A 20096-nucleotide genomic window follows, 5' to 3' on the forward strand; every position below is an offset into this window, starting at 1 on the left:
ACTTGTACGATTTAAATTAAAAAGTTCATTGCAATATGAATTGTATTTCCGCTTTGAACACCATTTACGAAAATTCCGCCATCACTTTTAACTGTAACTTCACAAACTGTTGGTCCATTACCATAAGCGAGTGCCGGAAAAGCGATATTTTGTACAGGTCTAAACCCAGTTGGAAGCGTTGCAAAAACCGTGGTGTTTACTCATGCCCATCAACTTAAGGCTTTTTACTACCCCAAAGTACAAAAAAACGTTATTCTTTCTTAATAATCTATGAGAAAGGGTGACGTTTTTTATGAATCTCTTGCTTCAAGAGGAGTTACAACCATTTGCAGAAGAATTACAGCGCTATATCACACCTGATTTTTTGGAAGAACTAGCAAGAGAGATGAAATTTGTAAAAAGAAAACGCAAATTTTCAGGGGCAGATTTAGCTACCATTTGTATTTGGATTAGCCAAAGGGTGGCCAGTGATTCTTTAGTCCGATTATGTAGTAGGCTTCATGCAGTTACAGGTACTGTACTTAGCCCGGAGGGCTTAAATAAACGATTTAATGAAAAATCAGTGTTATTTTTAAAACATATCTTTTCTTTGTTATTACAACAAAAAATCTGTGAACAGACTCACATTTCTAATCAACTTCTTGCTCATTTTCAACGCATTCGCATCATGGATGCCACCATGTTTCAGGTACCTAATACGTTGGAGCATATATACCCTGGTTCAGGTGGATGTGCGCAAACAGCTGGAATCAAAATTCAATTAGAATATGATTTACATAGTGGACAATTTCTTAATTTTCAAGTGGGGCCTGGAAAAAATAATGATAAAACATTCGGAACAGAATGTTTAGATACGTTACGACCAGGCGATTTATGTATTCGTGATTTAGGGTATTTTTCATTAGAGGATTTAGATCAAATGGATCAACGGGGAACATATTTTATTTCACGCTTAAAGTTAAATTCAAATGTATATATCAAAAATCCTAATCCTACATTTTTTCATAATGGTGCACTCAAAAAACAGACAGAATATGTAAAAATCAACTTGCAAATGATGATGGAGCGCTTGTTACCTGGTGAAACTTATGAAGTAGGTAATGTTTATGTAGGAGATCAAAAAGTTTTGTTTGCCCGACTCGTTCTGTATCGTCTAACAGAAAAACAATTACGAGAACGACGAAAAAAACAAATGGAAAGTGAAAAGAAAAAAGGAAAACCATATTCGAAAAAAAGTAAAATATTATCTGGGTTGAATGTATATGTAACTAACACTCCGTGGGAGTGGGTTTCGATGAAGCAAGTCCATGAACTATACTCTTTACGTTGGCAGATAGAAATAGTTTTTAAAACGTGGAAATCATTGTTTCATATAGATCATTGTCGCACTGTTAAACAAGAACGAATAGAGTGCCATTTATACGGGAAACTGATTGCTATTTTCTTATGTTCTTCTACCATGTTTAAAATGCGCCAACTTTTGTTACAGAAGAAGCAAAAAGAATTAAGTGAATATAAAGCGATTGGAATGATTCAAGATCATCTATTTCTCCTCTATCAAGCCATACAAAACACCCAAGAGATAACAAAGTTTCTGGTTCACCTGTTCCACCTTCTAGAGAAAAACGGGCGGAAATCTCACAGATATGAGAAGAAAACTGTCTTTGATATCATGGGTGTCCATTATGAGTATAGTATAGCTAGAGCACAAAAGAAAGCTGCATAATTTAAAAAACAAAACTCGTTAGAGTTTATTTCGCATGCGGATTTTTAAGAACAATCAATCTGTTGAACAGTTTATAACCCTTTTGAAGGGAATTTCAGTTTATTTGTTCTCTTAAGTTGATGGGCATGTGGTGTTTACTGGGTTTCGAACAGAGCCAATTACAGTAATCTGCTCCCCACTTCTCTTGTACTTCAAAATTCTATCAGGAACATTTTCTACCCCATTTGTAGGAAGGTTAATCCATCCTGTATCATACGCTTGTCTGATTGTGCCATCTGTTCGAAATTCTACTCTTTTGGACCAATCCCAAGAATCACCTTGTTCTTTGGTGGAAGGTGCAAAAATCAGCTCTCCTTGCGCCCCTTTATGAATAACTGTCTTATAAGAACGACTTCCTAATACAATTGCATTATCACTCTTACATTCAAGTAATCCATTTATAATGTCGCCAGCTTTTTTTAGAAGATTATCAGCAAAAACATTGAATACCCCAGTAGGTGATTTATCCAGCAACACTTTATTGTTTTTCCAGTCTTTTAAATAGAATTGACCATCCGAGGCTCCTACAAGACCGATATCTAATAACTTATCCTCACTATTGAATCCAACTCCGATATTGGAACCGGGCGTTGGTCTCATTGTTAGATAACCTGTCATTATCCCACCTGATCGCTTTACAACATCCATTTTATCAACCGCTTGCTGCAAAGCATCTATCTGTTTCTTGAGATTATCAAAATCAGAAATATAATTTTCAATTTTAATATTTCCTTCTTTCACATCACGTCTTAATGTAATACGAATATCTGGTGTACTCATTCGTTCTGTACTTTTTTCCATCACAAAATACGCTGTCCAATCATCCGATGTGGAAACAGCTTGAGATGTAAACGTATAGGAAAACACACCATTTTTTGCATCAACTATTTGAGCATCATCTCGAATGAATACTCCTGTATGATTTGTCGCTTCATATTTAACCACATATCCTGTTAAATCCACCTTCTCCCCTTCCTCTCTTACGTACACCGTAAGCTTCAATCCATTCTTGTCATTCTGCCGAGAACGAATTGTTTTTGTAAACACAGGATCTGCTAAATCTATCATAATTTCCTCATTTCGCATGACTACCCCTCTTTCTAGCTACTCCTTTTTACGTGTCTAGGCGTTCTTCTCTGACGTTTTACTCTGTTCCTATGTTTTATATTTCCTTTAGGTTGTAATGGCTCTAATTCTTCTAATCTAGCATCCGTTTTTGTCACATACTCTTGAAATGCGCTTGTCAATTGCGAAAGCATCCCGTATAGGCCTACACCATTTTCTTCTGCTTCTTTTGGAATAACTAAACCATAATGTGTAGGAATTGCTTCTGTAGTAATGGTCGGCTCTCCTTCCTTACGATTCATACGCATCTCATACAGCTTTGGAATATCGGTTTTCAAATTGTACTGTTTCATTTCCCATTCCATTACTTTTTCAAGTGCACTGAATGCAATAGGACGGATATTGGTTTTATAGGTTTCTTTTGAAGAAACTTTGAAGTCTGAAGCAATTACTCCTTGATAATATGTCCCAAGAGCGGTTTTCACTTGGATATACCCATTGTCCCAACCCGAATTTCGTATGATTGCATTGGGGAGCATAATATCCGTATCCCCTCCAGATCCAACTCCGATACTTGCAATCCAATTGTCATTACGATAAAAGCGGAATTGATCTTTAACCTTAAATCTCATTTCACTTTCGGCATGTAGGACAATCATTTTATCAGCGTCAAGCATTGCGTTACCTGTTTGTGAAAAGTATAAAGAAGCTGCATTCAAGTATCCATTGCCATCAAGTCCTTTTGTCATTCCAATTCCCCCAGACTTAACACTCGTATCTGAGAACCTGTTTAGAATCTATGATATAATCTGTACAAAAAAGGATATTTTCTATGATACATAATTATACAAGTAACGTTTCACATGAACAGTTTGAACTCATTCGAGAAGATTTGGAAAACGCACGTAAAAGGACGCGTCCACGTACAGTTGATTTATATGAGGTATTCTGCGGCGTACTATACGTGCTTACCACAGGTTGCCAATGGCGCAATCTACCAAGTGACTTCCCAAACTGGCAAACTGTTTATTTCTACTATCAGATTTGGCGGAAAGTAGACGAGAATGGCATAAGTCTTCTCGAAAAAGTGCATAAAAAAATTGGTTAAAACCTATCGCGAACAAGATGGACGTAAGAATGAGACAAGTTTCTGCATCGTAGATGCACAAAGCGTGAAAAACACATGGATAGCTGGTGAAAAGGGTTATGATGCTGGAAAGAAAGTGTCAGGAATCAAACGTCATATCGCTGTAGATACGAATGGTCTCATTCATGCGATTGATGTAACAACCGCGAACATAACAGACCGAGAGGGTGCCATCCAAATGTGTGAAAGGCACAAGAAAACATTGGAAAAGGTGACAAATATACTTTGTGATGGCGGATATACAGGGCCATCCTTTGCGCAATCCATAAAAGAAACGATTGATTGTTCGGTTGCAATCATCAAACGATCTGAACTTCACAAATTTATCGTGTTACCAAAACGCTGGATTGTGGAACGCACCTTTGCTTGGTTGGAAAATTACCGTAGACTGTGGAAGAATTGTGAACGAACACTTGAAAATAGTAGACAGATTTGCTTATTGGCAGGTGTGGCAATTTTATTGAAAAGATTTTAAACAGGTTCTGAGAATTGGTACACCATAATAGCGCCATTTGCCCCTGTGGAATCTGAATCTCCACCTAAAATAAGAGTAGGCTGTATTTCATTTCTACTATTTTTGTAATACCCTACAAACACCCTGGTTTTAGATGACTCATACAAGCGTATAAATTGCTTTGAAATATTTACATAGTTCACACTATCTGAAGTTCGTAATGTTGAACCTGTTATTTCTCCCCCTCGAACAACGTTCCCGCTTAATGTACCTGCAGTAATAAAATCAGCAACAATTCTTCCGTCACTTGTAATGGCAGTTCCATATGGTCCATTCACACCTGTGGAAGAATACCCTAATCCATTCAAGTTCCATTGCCAAACCTTTTTCGCACTCTTTTCATCTTTCGTATCCATAATGAAAATACGATCTGGATAAATACGGACATGTCCTCCGAATCCTGAATGAATAAGGCTTGTAGCATTTGCTTTTGCTGCATCCAAAATAGAGCCTGGCATATTGGACAACTCTTCTTGTACCAGGTCAACCCTACCGGAAACGTCCGTAAAGGATTCTTTGAAGTTACCAATGGTTATATCCAGATACTCTTTTTTTATTGGATCATATTTATAAGCAATTACCTTCGCCTTTATATCAATACCATCTTCTTGATGCTCAACCGTAACCGTATCTGCCATATAAACACTCTGTAAATGCTTATAATCCTTATACTCTTCCGTTTGTGATAACTCCTGAAACGTAACGTTATAATTTGCTTTAGGCTGATCAACCTTTTGAATAGCAAACATATCCTTCGCTGCCTGGCGTAATAACCTATATGCTTCTTCTAACGGAACTGCATCTTCATCGTCAGCATTTTCACCAATAGCTGCTTTAATATGTTTACATTCAACCACTTTGATTTTAGGATGAGGATACTTATTTATAAGTGGGCTATCCACATACTTTTCAGGAAGAAATAACCCATCAAAACCTTGTGGCATGATTCTAGTTATGGGACTTTTCCAATCCACATTACCTTCATATCCTAATAAATCTTTCTTATGACGAATCACTACCCCACGATCCATGCCACGATTTTGCAGCATCTTCACATCAAAATTATCTCGTTTTAATTCGCCACCCCAACGATTAACAAATGAATTGTCTTGACTAGAATCCAATAATGATTCCACAGGATTTTTACAAACAATACGTGCACTTGCTATCTTTGGTACATCTGAATAAAACTGAAAAGGATGCTTGTATTGGCATCCCGCTGACATACGATTCATAGCTCCATTACCATTTGTTGTTTCAGCGAAAATGTCTTCAATTAGATTTTCTGTTAAGTCATAAAAAATGTGATAACATTGCGCTGTAATCTCACCCATACTGACCTTAGGAGCTGCCACTCGAAATAGTTGTTCACCATCAGGAGTTGGAACTTTAATGATACTCATTCCCTCTATTTCCAGACCACGCGGCGCAAACAATGGATAACGAAATGAAAATAAAAATAAACCATTGAGTTCTTCCTCAACAGTTGCGCTATACATATTTTTATCTAAAGCCCCTATGCCATTGTGTGTAAAATCAGTTTCATTTGGTTTATATAAAGTAATCATTTATATCTCCACCTTGGCCTGATTTCCATGAATTGAATGGCTCCTGACCACTCTATTGTATTTTCTCCTACGCCCAATATAGGGAACTGCCCAACCATTTTATGATTCATGGATATGGTATCGGTATATGCTTCAAGTATTTCTGAGTCTATGACAACAGAACCATTCACATCTTGTATTTGAAAAGAGACGTCATTGATTGTTATACGGAAAGTACCATTTCCCACAATCCAAAACTTAGGATCAGATTCAATTGTACCTGGATTATAAATTACACCAGGTTTGGTGAGCTTTAGATTTACATCCTCTGTATATTCAAAGGGATCTAGCTTAAAATCCACTTCAAATTCACCGTGTTCTTCCATTTCATTTACAATATCACCTACTACAACATGTTTAATTTTTCGATACACATCATCATCAGTAAAATATAATGTCTTTCCATTCATCAACCAAGCCTTCATACGCCGCACTAACGGCTTAATATTCTCTTCTTCAAGCATATTGAACTTTATTTTTAAAGAAACGTCTTTAAACGCTCCTTTTTTTGTAAGTGAACCATGTCTACCAGACACTTCAATATGTTCTACTTCTTGTTCTGCTGTAGGAATAACAGGGCGCTCTACCATACATATTCCATAGTCACTTGCTAACTGATTATCGATACCTATGTCTAGCAATTTAAGTCCTCCCTATTCCTATTTTTGAATTACGCCCTTTTTGAGCAAGTGCATCATCTATTTTTCCGACCATGCGGTCGATATCACGATCATCCCTCACTGAAGGATTATAAATATGAATTACAGTTGGTTCAGTAGACATTGTTGCTGCAATCCCTTCACCAATCTCACCCAATGTCTTTTTGTTCAACGGTAAAACTGCTTCTCGCCCCGCTTCTCCCGCACCTTGCAACTGACCATTACTCATGCCGAAAATTGTAGGTCTAGTAAAGATACCGCCTTTTGCACGCCATTGCACATCGATACCGGATGGGAAAGTAATGTCTTTACCCAAAATATTTTTCGTACTAGCTTGCAGGCTAAAGTGTGGCATTTCTGGTTTTGGAATCTTTAATTTCAAATCACTGAAAAACCCTTTGATTTTATCAATGAATCCCTTTACTTTATCTACCGCATCTTTTATTGGATCAACGATAAATCTCTTTGCTGCATCAAATTTTTCTTGCGCTGCATTCTTTACAGAATCAAATTTTTCCCGTGCCGTATTGTACATGTCATTGAACTTCTCTTTTGCAGAATTATAAGCTGAAATAACTGGGTCAATAATATATTTATATACTAAATTCCATGCCGTAAGTGTATAAGATTGGATTTTTTCCCAATTACCTAGTATCCAATTCGCTAAATCATTCAATTTTTCTTTCGTTGCATTCCATAATTCCTGAACTGGCTGAATGACATATTGCTTTACTAAATTCCACGCTGCGGAAGTATATGATTTCACTGTCTCCCACTGTGAATGTAACCAAGAAACAAGCGTACCGATCTGTTCTTTAACCCAATCCCATGCTTCTTGAACAGGTTGAGTAATATATTGTTTAAATAAGCCCCAAGCAACTTGTGCAGCAGCCTTTGCAATTTCCCACTGCGTACTAAGCCATGTGACTAATTCGCCAATTTTTGCACTTATCCAATCATACGCTTCCTGGATAGGTTGTATAATATATTGAGATATTGCAGCCCATGCAATTTGTGCCCCTGCTTGAATGAGTAGCCAACCTGCTTCTAAAACTGTGGAAACTGCTGAAATAATCGGATCTAAAACTGTAAGTATTGTATCCCACGTTTCTTGCCAAGCTGTCTTTAATTGATCCCAAATAGAAGTTGCCGTTTCAACAATACCCGTCCACAATCCACTAAAAAATTCACCCAAAGGAGACAATATACTATTCGCTAATTCAATGAATGAAGACCACGATTCTGAAAAATAATCAGTAATACCTGTCCAAATTTCCGATGCCGTATCAGAAATTCCAGTCCATAGATCAGCAAAAAATTGACCGATAGGTTCAAAGAACTCATTTGCCATATTTAAAAAATCTGACCAGGCTCCAGAAAAGTAATCAACTGTGGATGACCAGCCATCGCTACATGCCTGAACTATACCTGCCCACAATTCGCCAAACCAATCTTTAAATTGCGACCATTTTTCAGAAAGCCAATCCGTTATGGCACCCCAGTTTTTTATTAACATGATAATACCAGTTATCACTAAGGAAACTGCTGCAATGGTAGCTATCACAGGTAAAAACGCCAGATTCAACGCACCAAATGAAACAGCGAGAGCTGCTACAATTGGAGTTAGAATAATAAACGCTGTACTTAATGCACCCATCACAATTAAAAGCGTTTGATCGGCTTCAGACAATTTACTAAACCAATCCATTACAGCTTTAACTCCATCAACAATTGGAGGTAAAATATCTTTAGCTAATTCTGTAAATTTCTTTCCAAGTGGTTCTAACGCAGCCTGCGTTTCTCTTAATGCTTTTTGAAATTGCTGTCCCAAAGATTCTTCCTGAAGTTTCTTCATTTCATCCATACGTCCAGTTACATCACCAAGACCACCATGTACATTATTTAGACTAAGTACAGCTTCAGCGCCCATGTCTTCCCATTTTACGCCAAATAAAGCAACACCAATCTGGTTTGCTTTTACTTTGTCATCCATCTTTTGAAGATCACCTAACACAGCATTGAATACATCGGCTGCGGTTCCCTTACCTTCATTGAATGATTTCCATACTTTTTGTGTCTCTTCAGATAAATCACCAAATCCTTCTGATACACCTTTCGAACCATTTTGTACACGGATACCAAATTCCTTCACCAGGTCATTGATATAGTCTAAGTTATACGAACCGCTTTTTGTTCCATTTGCTAAAAGCGTAAACATTTCTTGAGCACTAAAGCCACCTTGTTTGAATAAAGGCGCATATTCAGATAAATTATCAAATAATTCATCCGAATAATTTAAACCTTCTTGAGCACCGGCAGCAAGTAAGTCAAAGGTTTCCTGTGTAGATAAACCAAACTGACTCATTAACTGCCCTGCACCTCGAGTCGCTTCATTTAAGTCAACATCGTAAACTTTAGCGAGCGTTAAAACGTTTTCCGATGCACCTTGTAATTCTTCATGTGGAACATCGCGCATATTTTGATAGACCTTTATAAGCGCATTATCTACCTCTTCAAGATTTTCACCAAAACCTTTTTTCCAAGTATCAACAGCAATCTTTTGAAGATTTTCGGCACCTTTTCCAGTCAACCCTAATGAAGCTTGAATTTTCCTCTGTGATCCATCAAACTCTATTGCTGTATTTACAATTGACTTTCCCATTTCAATCAATTTTTCGGATATTCCTTGTAGAACTTCAGCGGCTTCCATTACATTGTTCATATCAAGTTTCTTATTGATTTCCGCCATACTATCCGCAGCTTGTGAACCACTTCGCCCAACACTCTGTAATGAGTTTTCAAATTGCTTTACTGTCGTTTTTGCTTGGTGTAATTTAGCCTCAAGTTGCTGCACTTCGGTAGAATTCTCACCATACACACGCTTTGCTGCACTTAATTGTTGTTCTAAGTTGTGGACGACTCTATCAGTCATTTCCATTTGCTGGCGTAGTTGTTTCTGTGCTAATTCCAACTTATCCGCTTCACTAGCGTTTGCTCCTAATTCAGCATTCTGAAGTTTAAAAGAGATTGTTAGTTTCTTTTGTTCCGCTTCAAGCTTTTTAGCATTCTCTTGTAAATCCAGTAAAGTTCCGCGTGCTTCCCTGGCTTCAATTGCTTGCTCGGAAAGACCTTCATTCACTCGTTTCATTGCGTTATCAAGAGACGTTTCCGCACGTTCTGCATCTAGCAATTTCCCGTACATTTTATTCAGCTGTTCCGCTGTCGTATTTGTATCTTTAGACATCGCTTGATATTCAGCACGTAACATAGCTGTACGTTTCTTGGCTGCTTCCATTTGAATTTCAAGCTTCTTCTTTTCAGCAAGAAGTTTATCAGTCATCGTTGCATCTTGGCCCATTGCTGCAATATGATTTTTATATTCTTTCGCTGCATTATTCATAACCATATTGATTTGTTTCAATGTATTTGCATACTGAACTTGACCATCCATTTTAAAATGAAGAACAACGTTTCTTTCTTTACTATTCCCAGGCATTTCCTCACCTCTTTTCTTATAGGAATGGTGCTTGATCTAGCGTGTAGATTTGTTTCGGTTTCTGCTCATGTAATGCATCCGGATTGTTGTATCTGAGATGCATGATGAATTGCTTTAAAAAATGGGCAGGTGTGATTTTCCAGAAGTCATCCATACTTAAACCAAGCAACGTATTGCCGACATAAAAATAAAAATCCCAGTCCAATTCGGACTGAGATTCCTCATTTTTAGTCAGTATGTTTTTTACTTTTTTTCTTGCTTCTCCATATCAGAATTCTGGAAAGTTTGGCCGCTGAAAATTTCGTATACAACAATGAAGATGTCAGGTAAATCATTCATAGGAATGGCACCTTTCAATTCAGCTAATGTACATTCCGTACCACCACTACGTACCATCGCATAAATTAATGCACGCATCAATTTCGCTTCATTTTCCCCCAGGCTAAATTGACCTTTTCCTAACATATCATTCATTTCTTTTTCAAATTCATGATAGGGTGTGCCATATGCCTCTTCCACATAAGGAAAAGATTCAAAAGTAAAAACAACAGGGATTGTAACACCCTGTATTTTAATACTATTTCTAGTTATATTTACATTTACTAAATCACTTAAACGTGCCATAATTGCCCTCCTTATTTACCTGTTTGAGTTGTTCCACCTAGCTGTGCTAGTTGAGATTCATCACAAATGACTTGTTTTAGGAAATCTTCAGCTTTCATTCCTTTTACCTCTGGATCACCCGTATCTAATTCAGCTTGTGTTACATCATTACATAACAATGGATCTGCTGTAATTGTGTAGGCAATGTCATCCACAGTCATTTCATCACCTTGTGTTTTCCAAGATTCTTCTACTGGAGCAACCGTACATCTTGGATACCAACGTACTATTTTTGTTCCATCATTTAAAGGAAATACAACACCTACTGCGAACTTGGGATACGCCTTCGCCTTCGCCTTCGCTGTTTCAAAAGACACGCCTTTTTTGCGTGTTTTTGCAAAGATTTTATGTAACTACTCAGCCACCTTTCGGTGTCTTTTTTAAATTTTACTAGTTTCATATGCCTCCCATTTGTAAATACTGAGTATATCAAACAGGGGAGGTGAATCTTATGGTCGATCGAAAAATTATTTTAGATACATATAAAAAAGGACCTGAAGCTGTTATTTCTTTATTTGAAGAAACATTTTCTAAGTTAGAAAAACGTATACAAGAACTAGAAAATGCTTCAAAAAAAAACTCCAAAAATAGTCATAAGCCACCTTCTACAGATGGTTTGGGTAAGCCCGTTACAAAAAGTTTGCGCAAACCGTCTCATCGTCAAACGGGTGGCCAGTTGGGCCACAAGGGACATACTCTTGGTTTGACAGCGACTCCAGATCATACGATTACACATTCTCCTACATATTGTACTTGTTGTCATACTTCCTTGAACCACGAGCCTGTAAAAGGGTATCGCATTCGCCAAGTGTATGACTTACCACCTATTCAGATCGAAGTGACAGAACATAAAGTAGAACAGAAAGAATGCCCACATTGCCATTCTATCCAAGAAGCCCAATTTCCTTCGACAGTATCTCGTCCTGTTCAATATGGTCCAAATATAAAAAGACTGATTCCCTATTTAACGCATTATCAATGCATTTCTTTGAAGCGAACAAAAGAATTCTTTCAGGATTGTTTTGGACATTCTATAAGCGAAGGAACCCTGGTAAATCATACACAGGCTTTCGCTTCTCAATTGCAGCCATTCATAAAAGAAGTAAAGGAAAAGATTCTGCAGTCTCCTGTTGTCCATTTTGATGAAACTGGTATGCGTGTAGAAAACAAAACACAATGGTTACATACTGCCAGTACACCGGAGGTGACATTGCAACATATTCATCAAAAACGTGGAAAAGAAGCAATGGATGCTGGAGAAATCTTGCCATCTTTTTCTGGAATTGCGATGCATGATGGTTGGAAATCGTATGATGCGTATACAGATTGTCGTCACGTTTTATGTAATGCCCATCTCTTACGAGATTTACAAGGAATTATAGATAGTACTGGAGAACAATGGGCACAACAGATGCAGAAATTTCTAACGCAAGCGTTGACGATGAAAAAGCAATCCGAAGGTACCATGCCAAAAGCGACGCAAAAGAATCTGTTTATTATGTATCAATCCATATTGAAAGAACAACAGATTCTTTCCACGAAACAAAAGAAGAAAGGAAAGCAGACGCCTTCTCAAAATTTATGGAATCGCTTCGTCAAGTATTCTGACAGAATTCTAGCGTTTTTAGAACATCCAGCCATTCCATTTGATAACAATCAAGCAGAACGGGATATTCGGATGACGAAAGTAAAACAGAAAGTGTCTGGGACTTTCCGAAGTAAGAAAGGCGCAGAATCTTTTTGTCAGATACGAAGCTTTATGAGTACCATGAAAAAACAAAAACAATCGGTCTTACAAGCGATAAACCAAGTCATAGAAACTAGAACGGTTCCTTGGAATAACACGACTTCATAAGAGAATTTCTCTATTTGGCATAGATTCTTTCTCTGATTGGAGTATTTTCTTTTCATGTTTTCGAATCGGAAACATGTATTTGGCCTGTTTTTTTATTTGAAGAAGCTGAGTAGTTACGATTTTATCTTTCACTTCACGATTTAGACCAGCAAGATTAAAAGCTAATCCAAACGCTGTATTTTTGACAATATTAATAATCTTTTTGTTAGATGCCCACTTTGTAAAATTAGTAGAAGTAGTGGAAATCGTTAAATCAGAAATATTCGTTTGTCTATAAACGATATCCTCATAAGTTGGTAGCGCACTAGAAGTTTCATTTCCCTTCATCAAGCACACATATAAATCTTCAATCCCTACGGAATATTGAATTTCTTTATTTTCAATTGTCATGTATATCATCCTCACATTCTATCTATTATTTTTTGTGCCATAATATCAGCAATTTTATCCCCTTCCGCATCAAAGGTATTCTGAACAAAGTGTTTTCCTTTCACACGCCCCTTACCTTTTGCTTTTTTGTGGCCATGTTCAACTAAATACCAATACCAAGCTTCCTCTTTAAATTCCACAGATACACGATCATCTTTCACAACGACCTTTAGGCTATCCCTTAAATGTGTCCGCTTGTTTTTATTGGATGCTTTGATTTTTGGTTTTAATTTACTAGCAAAATACTTCGCTGCTTCGTCTAATACATTCAGTTCGACCTTTTTATTCACTCGTAATAGCGTATTAATATCTTCTAAAGCTTCAGCAAAGCCATTGTTATTGGAAGCCACTACTGGATACACCTCACATACGTTATAAACTGCGTGATAGTGTCGTCGTTCTCGTCATAATCCATTCCATCAAATTGAGAATAAGACACGCCTGCTTCGTTAAAAACATCCTTTAACGGAGCGTAATCTTTTTCAGTTCCGTTTGTAATAACTGCAATTTGATAAAGTGGCATATCTTTTAGAATCTTATTAGAAGCTCTTTTCTGTTGTTCATTCACAAACTCATACACAATATAAGGATACTTCGCCGTTGTAGGAGCTTCATCACGATATACAGGAAGGCCCGATTGCTTCATAAGCGTTCGTAATTGCTCAAAATTAATTTGCATAGGACAATGACACCTCCATCAATCGGTCTTCTTCACGCACATAAATACGCTCAATATCATAAATACGGCCACCAACTTTTACACGATAATCCTTTTGGTTATTTTCAATATCACGATCAATACGGACTTCAATTTTCTTTACAATTTCATTCGTATCTTTCGTTGTAAATTTATCAGTTGCTGCAACACCAATATTGTTATACCGCATGTTCCGTTCGAATGGATATCCCATCACAACTCGATCCGTTTCTGGATCGATCGTTTCTCCCAATTTCAGCAGTTCTCCTATCCATTTGAGTTTATTGCTCTGTCTCTTCGGCATCATACACCTCCTGAATAAAGAACGGTGTCAGCGCATCCAGTGCTTGTTCTAATTCTTTTTCTGCCACACGATATTCATAAAAAATACCTGCGCACATAATGACCAGGTATTCAACTTCTTTTCCACATGCTTTTTTTACATATCGCTGACCTTGTTGTATATAAAAAGAGAGCATAGAATCATCCATGCCCTGTTCCCAATGAATATGCGCTTTTAATGTATCGATTAGATTATTCATATGCAGTACCCATACTAGCTATTTATCGTAATGGGATTTGATTTATCGTCTGTTCCAATCCATGTTCCACCTGTAATTTTCCCAGCAGTATCAACCGTTACAGAAATAGATTTCACACCCACACCATTGGCGCCGTTTGTTCCATTTTTTCCGTCAACGCCTTTCACACCAGCTGCCCCTGTTTCTCCCTTGTCCCCTTTATCACCTTTGGACCCTTGCACTCCTGCTACATCAATTAAATCTGCAAAATCTTGTTGCGTTGGCTTATATCCCGTCACAAATAATGCTTTGACTGCTTCTTTTGTTTTTCCCATCCTGGCATCCCTCCTATGAAAGTATCAAACTCTTCCCAATCACCGCTTCTCCAATTGGAAGCGGTTCATCAGGGTTTCGTCTGCGTTCCATCCTGCAAGATATATTTATAAACTGGCACTTCAAATGGGGAATGAATGAGTTGTGCATCAAGTAAGTTCCAAATACGGAAACCGACACGGTTTGTACGTGAGAATAACTCCACTAATTTTTGGACTTCGAGTGATCCAATGACATCTTGAATGTAGAATTTAGAAAAGTCACCAAAATAGAATACAGGTGTATCTGGTGAATCAGGCATGTCAATCGCATCTTCTTCCTCAACTGGGAAGCCTAATAACGTATAACCAATTCCTCCTTCCGCTTGATTAAACGGACGAAGTAATGGGAAACCGTCATCTGTTTTCATCGTTTCAATTTTTGTTAATGCTGCTGTATTTAATACCCATCGTGCTTTTTTACGAACTTCTTTCACAGGTGTATTTTTCATTTTTACTAATGCATCATAAAGATTTTTCTCATCTGTTTTAAACTCAGCAGCTTTCTTTGCTAATGCACCATCATTTATGTTATTCGCTTCATCACCATTCACCATATATTGCGTTTCTTTACGAACATAAGCTTTTTTCAGCTCGTCCATAACGATTTGTTCAATCGGTAAACCTGTACGTGCTAATAACTTTTTCGTTACTGTAGCAAGTGCATCAAATTCTGTTGGAGATAGTTCAATTTCATCGAATTCAATATCTGTTTCTGGTATTTCGTTATTTGTTCGTTCATTTTTATGTCCTTGCGCTTCTGCTTTTTTAACTAAAACAGGATACTTAATATTTTCTTTTGTTTTTACTCCCGTTCCTAATCGACGTAAGAAGTTTTCTTCTTGCGCATACGTAATAATTTCTTTACTCAAGAAATCCGGAATCGTAACAGAACCATTACCAGTCACTAATCCTAATGCACGGGCTTCCTTTTCATCAATATTTCCTACAATATAATTAGCGAACGCTGAACGAGTTTCCATTTCTTTATTTTTAGTAGATGTATGTCCTTTAGTAGAAAGACCTGTTCCAATAGCTGTCATGATTTCAGAACGTTGCTCTTCTGAAAGTTCAGTTTTTGCATCTGGGTCTTCTTTTGTATCTGGATCTTCTTCTTTCTTTTTGTCCTGATCTCCTTCTTTTTCACCTGCTTCCAATTTCGCAATTTCATCAGCAAGAGTTTGCACTTCTTTTGTTAATGCTTCTACTTCAGCCTTAACCGCTGCTAATTCTTCTGAACGAACTTCACCTTTTTCAACTTTACCTTGTAATTCTGCTAATCGAGCTTTATTTCGTGCTTGAGATGCTTTTAAGATTTCTTTTAATTCCATGTTAGTTGTCCTCCAGAACTTTTTTTATTTGTTTGATAAGATTGTTTCTTTCTTCTGTATCATCTTCCACAACTGTTTTTACGGCTGCTTCTTCACTTCTCATTTCAATCATGGCTGTATTTTCACCCCTGGTTTCAATGGAAGTGGCAACATATGCAGGTGTCATATCCAAAATAGAAACTTCTAAGAGTTCTAATTCTTCAATAGATCGTTTTTGAACACCCGCTTCGCCCTCTTCCCATGAGTCCTTTTCAGAAACAAAGCCAAATGACCAACCACGCAATTCTTTATCTCTTGCTTTCTCAATTACTTGTTCATCTGTAACTGTAGCGATGGCTCTTAATCCAATATTGTCTTCATACAATTCCAGATTTCCGTTTTCAATAGAACCAAGCTTTCTATTTTTATCGTGGTTAAAAAGTAAATCCACATTCTTTGCTTTCTGTAACGCTTTTTCAAACGCCTTAGGGACAATTCTCTCTTTGAAATATCCCCTTGGAGAAGGCAACATTCGACTTTCTCTGTCCACAACATTTACATATCCATCAAGTATGACTTGGTTCCCCCGGACCTCAATTTTCATTCTCTTCACCCCCTCCCAATGGACCATCGGCCGCTTCTTTCTTACCGATTTCAGTCAAGTCATTTGAAATGTATATAGCCTGTGATTCCTTTGTATTTTGTTTAGGGAATCCAAGCATATCAGCAACATGATCAGGTGAAGTAATAGCTGTACGTACCAGGTTGTAACCGATATTTGTCTTGTTGCTATACGTAACAAAATCCAGAATATTAATCTTAAACTTAATTCGTTTCCCCGAATTTTGGCCATAAAAAAGAAGACTCAAATGGTCTTCAAAATTTTTCATGATGGGTCTTACCGCTTTATTGTGGATATACATCATTGCTTTCTCAATATCTTCTTTGATTAGCTCTGTGTATGTATCCACATTTATACCTAAAAACTTACCCAAATCCTTTTTGTATACATTTAGATATGCTAGGGTCTTTTCATCATCTAGTGGGCTTTTAAGCGTTTCTATTGAGTACCCTTTTCCAAGAGGAATCATTTTTACAGATCGTGATTCATCGATGGATTCCAGTTGATCTAAAATGGCATTGATTAACTTTGATTGCGCGCCATTCTGTGGATTGATATGAGCATCCAAGTTTAGCAAGAATGCTAATAGTCCACCCTTTTTATATTTGTCTGTTAACGTTTTCTCAGCTGACATAACACCCTCAAGTGTATCTCTTCCTAAATCAAGAATACCTTTCCCTCTTAGATGATCTGCACCAATATTTTTCACGTGCCGAATCATAAACGGAGGGATTTCTTCCCCACCGATGTTGAAATACTCTACTAAATGATCATCTAATTCTGTAAAAACATTGGAAGCTAAATGTATTTGAGCACCGTTTAATATCGGGAATGTCTCTCCCTCAAGTAAATAAGTATTCGTCATTAATTTAATGAATTCTGATTGTGTTAGATAGTTGTTAGGATTCCTTAAGATTTGAAGGGCCATATCATCCTTGATTTCATTCCCAAATTCATCTTCCACAACAATATCAGCCAATACCATTTGATTACTGATGTCTTGTAACAACTCGTAAACATCGCTAGATTGTAAGATGTTTGAATCTGTAACATACACACCACCATAACGAATACTCTTTCCTAAAACATCATCAAGATAACCACGCTTTTCAGCCTTTTTAAATACGTAATTTGAAAACCTATCCCTTAAACCCAATTTTTCACCGCCTCTCTATCGATAAATATCACCAATCAATTCATCCATACCTTCCTCTGTTATGCTATCCATAACCATCATCGTTTCTTTATGAGCAACTAAAAAAGCAACAAATCCATCAATCTTCTTTTTGGACTGTCGCTTACTTGGGGCTTTCATTCCGTTAATATTCGTTACTACTACAACATTAAGGGCGCAATAAACAAATAAAGGATTGTCTGTAATTAAACGCTTTTCATAAATTAGTATTTCTGAATCGTCAAGCATTGCATTCATAACGTTTGGATACTGATTTACTGCAATGCATTCTAAACCGAGGTTTTCAAGCTTCTCTATTAACTTTTGGGACATTGCTGGATCATAGTTTATTTGTTGTACGTCATATACATTCATACATTCCACAATGTAGTCCATAACCTGGTCTTGGTTTATCATCTTGCCATCACAAAATGTAACGAAACCACGTTCAACCATATCGGTATAGGGAACATTATCTTCTTTTTCTCTAAATTCAATGTTATCAGTGGGAATAAAGTACATTTGTTTCACTTTTAAAATTGAATTACCTTCCTCATCATGAGTAGGGAAATTCAAACTTACACAAGTTAAATCCGTTGTTTTCGATAAATCCAATCCTACATAACATATTTCTCCTGTGAGATCACCCAAATCTTCCACAAGCACATGTTGAACTTGATCATGTTCAAAATAATTGTTTGCACTATTTACAAAGACATTTAGATGCTTAGAAAGAAATTCCGCTTTTGAATGTGCGGATTGTTGCGCTTTTTTATACTCATTCTCGAGTTGCTCCATCGTAACAGAAACACCAATATTCGGATTCACCATCTTCCATACTGTTCTATCCGTCCAGTCATACCCTTTGTTTGGCTCCCAAATTGCAACAAATAAAGGATCATCATTATCTTTTTCCAACGCTTCTTTTGCAAGTTTATATACACGCATTCCGACGCTCGATGAGCCTTTACCTGCCGTTGAAATATTCAGCATCATGGGCTGTTCACGAGATACCTGGGCAGATTTTAAATTATCGTACATGTCCATGTTTTCTTGTGCATGTAATTCATCGTTCAATACAAAATAAGGGTTCTTTCCCTCAAGACCCTTCGTGTTTTTCGTTAATACCTTAAATTTATTCTGATAAGCAATACCATTTTTATGATATCGGTACATGGCACCACTCACTGTACCATTGATTCCTTTATACACCTGTGTATGTCGTGCCAACGGTTCCGAGTTTTCTATTGCTTGCGCAATAGGTTCCGCTGCATTTTGTGCTTGTTCATAATCATATGCTGCACAATAACAATCCGCTCCAAGTTCCATTTCTCCATACATCGCATAGAGCAATGCCCCAGCTGCAATAATTGTTTTCCCGTTCTTCTTTGGAACTTGCACATACGCCTCTCGAACAACACGAACAATTTTCCCTTTTTCATTTTTACGATACCAACCATACATGTTTGCAAAAACAAACATTTCCCAAAGTTCTAATTCCATCAATTGACCTGCGAGTGGCCCCTTAACATGACGGATGAACGACTGAACAAAATCCAACATCTCATTTGCACGATCCACCTCAAACCAAATATCTTTACGCTTTTTCCACTTCTTATAACGCTCTACCGCAAGAATGATCGATTTTGGGTATTTCTTTTTAGTACACATCACATTATTCGCATACTGATCAGCATAGTTAACGCCTGGTGTAATCATCATGTAGATTTCCGCCATTTGGCTCGATGAGCCGCTAATTCATCTTTTGGTTCATGAGATGGGCTATTTTTTTCATTTTTGGACGCTTTTTGTACACTTTTTCCCTTATTCGTCATTCCGAGAGCTTCTAACATTTTATTCTTTTTATCATTCCAAGTTTCTACCTGTTGTGCCAGTGGATGCTTCATTTCATTTGTCGCTCCAGCCTTGTTCTTATGCGTTTTTGTAGGCGGAAGCCCATCATCTTTCCACTCCTCAAACATGGTTTTATAAATAATAAACGCATCTACATAATTATCGATTAATGGTTCTAAGGAAGGTGTGAAATTGTCCTCCTCATTCAATAATTGTATGATTCTATTTCGCTCTTCATCCCTTGCTACGTCTAGCATTTCCAACCTTTTCTTCTTTGACATACGAGCCATTTTCACACCCCCTTCCTTTTTCAAAAATGGCGCAACTATTTGCGTGCCCCCCTACGC

The 20096-nt window shown here is 37.3% G+C and carries 17 protein-coding genes and 6 pseudogenes; 3 read left to right on the forward strand and 20 right to left on the reverse strand.

What is annotated here, in order from left to right; genetic code table 11:
- Positions 1-11: 11 nt before the first annotated feature.
- Positions 12-197, reverse strand: a pseudogene (locus MHI28_RS12120) (hypothetical protein); the annotation flags it as partial.
- 95 nt (positions 198-292) lie between these two features.
- Between MHI28_RS12120 and MHI28_RS12125 the strand changes: the two are divergent.
- Complete coding sequence (locus MHI28_RS12125) at positions 293-1726, forward strand: IS4 family transposase (RefSeq protein ID WP_233936233.1); 1434 nt, start codon at positions 293-295, stop codon at positions 1724-1726.
- A gap of 114 nt (positions 1727-1840) precedes the next feature.
- Here the strand turns inward: MHI28_RS12125 and MHI28_RS12130 are convergent.
- A pseudogene (locus MHI28_RS12130) lies at positions 1841-2851 on the reverse strand (BppU family phage baseplate upper protein); the annotation flags it as partial.
- Between the two features lie 14 nt (positions 2852-2865).
- Positions 2866-3618 (reverse strand): annotated as a pseudogene (locus MHI28_RS12135) (tail fiber domain-containing protein); the annotation flags it as partial.
- Positions 3619-3662: 44 nt separating this feature from the next.
- Here MHI28_RS12135 and MHI28_RS12140 point away from each other — a divergent pair.
- Positions 3663-4452, forward strand: a protein-coding gene (locus tag MHI28_RS12140; protein WP_445661794.1) for an IS5 family transposase whose coding sequence is annotated in 2 segments (ribosomal slippage) — positions 3663-3937 and positions 3936-4452 — 792 coding nt in all. Because the reading frame shifts where the segments join, the coding sequence is not laid out codon by codon here.
- Between the two features lie 5 nt (positions 4453-4457).
- On the opposite strand, the pseudogene MHI28_RS12145 reads toward MHI28_RS12140, so the two are convergent.
- From MHI28_RS12145 to MHI28_RS12170, 6 genes and pseudogenes are all read right to left on the reverse strand, one after another.
- Positions 4458-6059, reverse strand: a pseudogene (locus MHI28_RS12145) (phage tail spike protein); the annotation flags it as partial.
- Positions 6056-6739 (reverse strand): phage tail protein, encoded by a 684-nt coding sequence (locus tag MHI28_RS12150; protein ID WP_340827989.1) that lies wholly within the window; start codon positions 6737-6739, stop codon positions 6056-6058. The pseudogene MHI28_RS12145 and the gene MHI28_RS12150, both read right to left, overlap by 4 nt.
- 1 nt (position 6740) lies before the next feature.
- On the reverse strand, positions 6741-10253 hold the full coding sequence (locus MHI28_RS12155; RefSeq protein ID WP_340827990.1) for a phage tail tape measure protein: 3513 nt from the start codon (positions 10251-10253) through the stop codon (positions 6741-6743).
- Positions 10254-10269: 16 nt separating this feature from the next.
- Positions 10270-10458, reverse strand: a complete 189-nt coding sequence (locus tag MHI28_RS12160) for a hypothetical protein (protein WP_340827991.1) — start codon at positions 10456-10458, stop codon at positions 10270-10272.
- 38 nt (positions 10459-10496) lie between these two features.
- The gene (locus MHI28_RS12165; protein ID WP_340827992.1) at positions 10497-10877 is read right to left on the reverse strand and encodes a hypothetical protein; all 381 of its coding nucleotides are present in this window, start codon (positions 10875-10877) and stop codon (positions 10497-10499) included.
- 11 nt (positions 10878-10888) lie between these two features.
- A pseudogene (locus MHI28_RS12170) lies at positions 10889-11263 on the reverse strand (phage tail protein); the annotation flags it as partial.
- A 104-nt stretch (positions 11264-11367) separates the two neighbouring features.
- Between MHI28_RS12170 and tnpC the strand changes: the two are divergent.
- On the forward strand, positions 11368-12771 hold the full coding sequence (tnpC, locus tag MHI28_RS12175) for an IS66 family transposase (protein WP_100910632.1): 1404 nt from the start codon (positions 11368-11370) through the stop codon (positions 12769-12771).
- Between the two features lie 117 nt (positions 12772-12888).
- Here tnpC and MHI28_RS12180 read toward each other — a convergent pair.
- The 11 genes and pseudogenes from MHI28_RS12180 to MHI28_RS12230 all read right to left on the reverse strand — a co-directional run.
- Positions 12889-13161: pseudogene (locus tag MHI28_RS12180) on the reverse strand (phage tail protein); the annotation flags it as partial.
- 11 nt (positions 13162-13172) lie between these two features.
- Entirely contained in the window at positions 13173-13550 is a 378-nt protein-coding gene (locus tag MHI28_RS12185; RefSeq protein WP_340827993.1) for an HK97-gp10 family putative phage morphogenesis protein, read from the reverse strand.
- Positions 13550-13879 (reverse strand): hypothetical protein, encoded by a 330-nt coding sequence (locus tag MHI28_RS12190; RefSeq protein WP_340827994.1) that lies wholly within the window; start codon positions 13877-13879, stop codon positions 13550-13552. Before MHI28_RS12190 ends, MHI28_RS12185 begins: the two co-directional genes overlap by 1 nt.
- Positions 13869-14201 (reverse strand): hypothetical protein, encoded by a 333-nt coding sequence (locus MHI28_RS12195; RefSeq protein WP_340827995.1) that lies wholly within the window; start codon positions 14199-14201, stop codon positions 13869-13871. Before MHI28_RS12195 ends, MHI28_RS12190 begins: the two co-directional genes overlap by 11 nt.
- A complete protein-coding gene (locus MHI28_RS12200; protein WP_065485727.1) occupies positions 14179-14439 on the reverse strand; it encodes a head-tail connector protein in 261 nt (86 codons plus the stop codon). Before MHI28_RS12200 ends, MHI28_RS12195 begins: the two co-directional genes overlap by 23 nt.
- A 14-nt stretch (positions 14440-14453) precedes the next feature.
- A complete protein-coding gene (locus MHI28_RS12205) occupies positions 14454-14753 on the reverse strand; it encodes a collagen-like protein (protein WP_065485728.1) in 300 nt (99 codons plus the stop codon).
- Between the two features lie 68 nt (positions 14754-14821).
- The gene (locus MHI28_RS12210; RefSeq protein WP_340827996.1) at positions 14822-16120 is read right to left on the reverse strand and encodes a phage major capsid protein; all 1299 of its coding nucleotides are present in this window, start codon (positions 16118-16120) and stop codon (positions 14822-14824) included.
- 1 nt (position 16121) lies between these two features.
- On the reverse strand, positions 16122-16703 hold the full coding sequence (locus MHI28_RS12215) for an HK97 family phage prohead protease (RefSeq protein WP_340827997.1): 582 nt from the start codon (positions 16701-16703) through the stop codon (positions 16122-16124).
- Positions 16693-17877: a phage portal protein gene (locus MHI28_RS12220; protein ID WP_340827998.1), complete on the reverse strand. Its 1185-nt coding sequence runs from the start codon at positions 17875-17877 to the stop codon at positions 16693-16695. Before MHI28_RS12220 ends, MHI28_RS12215 begins: the two co-directional genes overlap by 11 nt.
- A 15-nt stretch (positions 17878-17892) precedes the next feature.
- The gene (locus tag MHI28_RS12225; protein ID WP_340827999.1) at positions 17893-19617 is read right to left on the reverse strand and encodes a terminase large subunit; all 1725 of its coding nucleotides are present in this window, start codon (positions 19615-19617) and stop codon (positions 17893-17895) included.
- On the reverse strand, positions 19614-20039 hold the full coding sequence (locus MHI28_RS12230) for a P27 family phage terminase small subunit (RefSeq protein ID WP_340828000.1): 426 nt from the start codon (positions 20037-20039) through the stop codon (positions 19614-19616). The genes MHI28_RS12225 and MHI28_RS12230 overlap by 4 nt, the downstream gene beginning before the upstream one ends.
- Between the last annotated feature and the right edge of the window lie 57 nt (positions 20040-20096).

Source organism: Bacillus sp. FSL K6-0268 (genome assembly GCF_038005425.1).
GTDB classification, from domain to species: domain Bacteria; phylum Bacillota; class Bacilli; order Bacillales; family Bacillaceae_G; genus Bacillus_A; species Bacillus_A thuringiensis_S.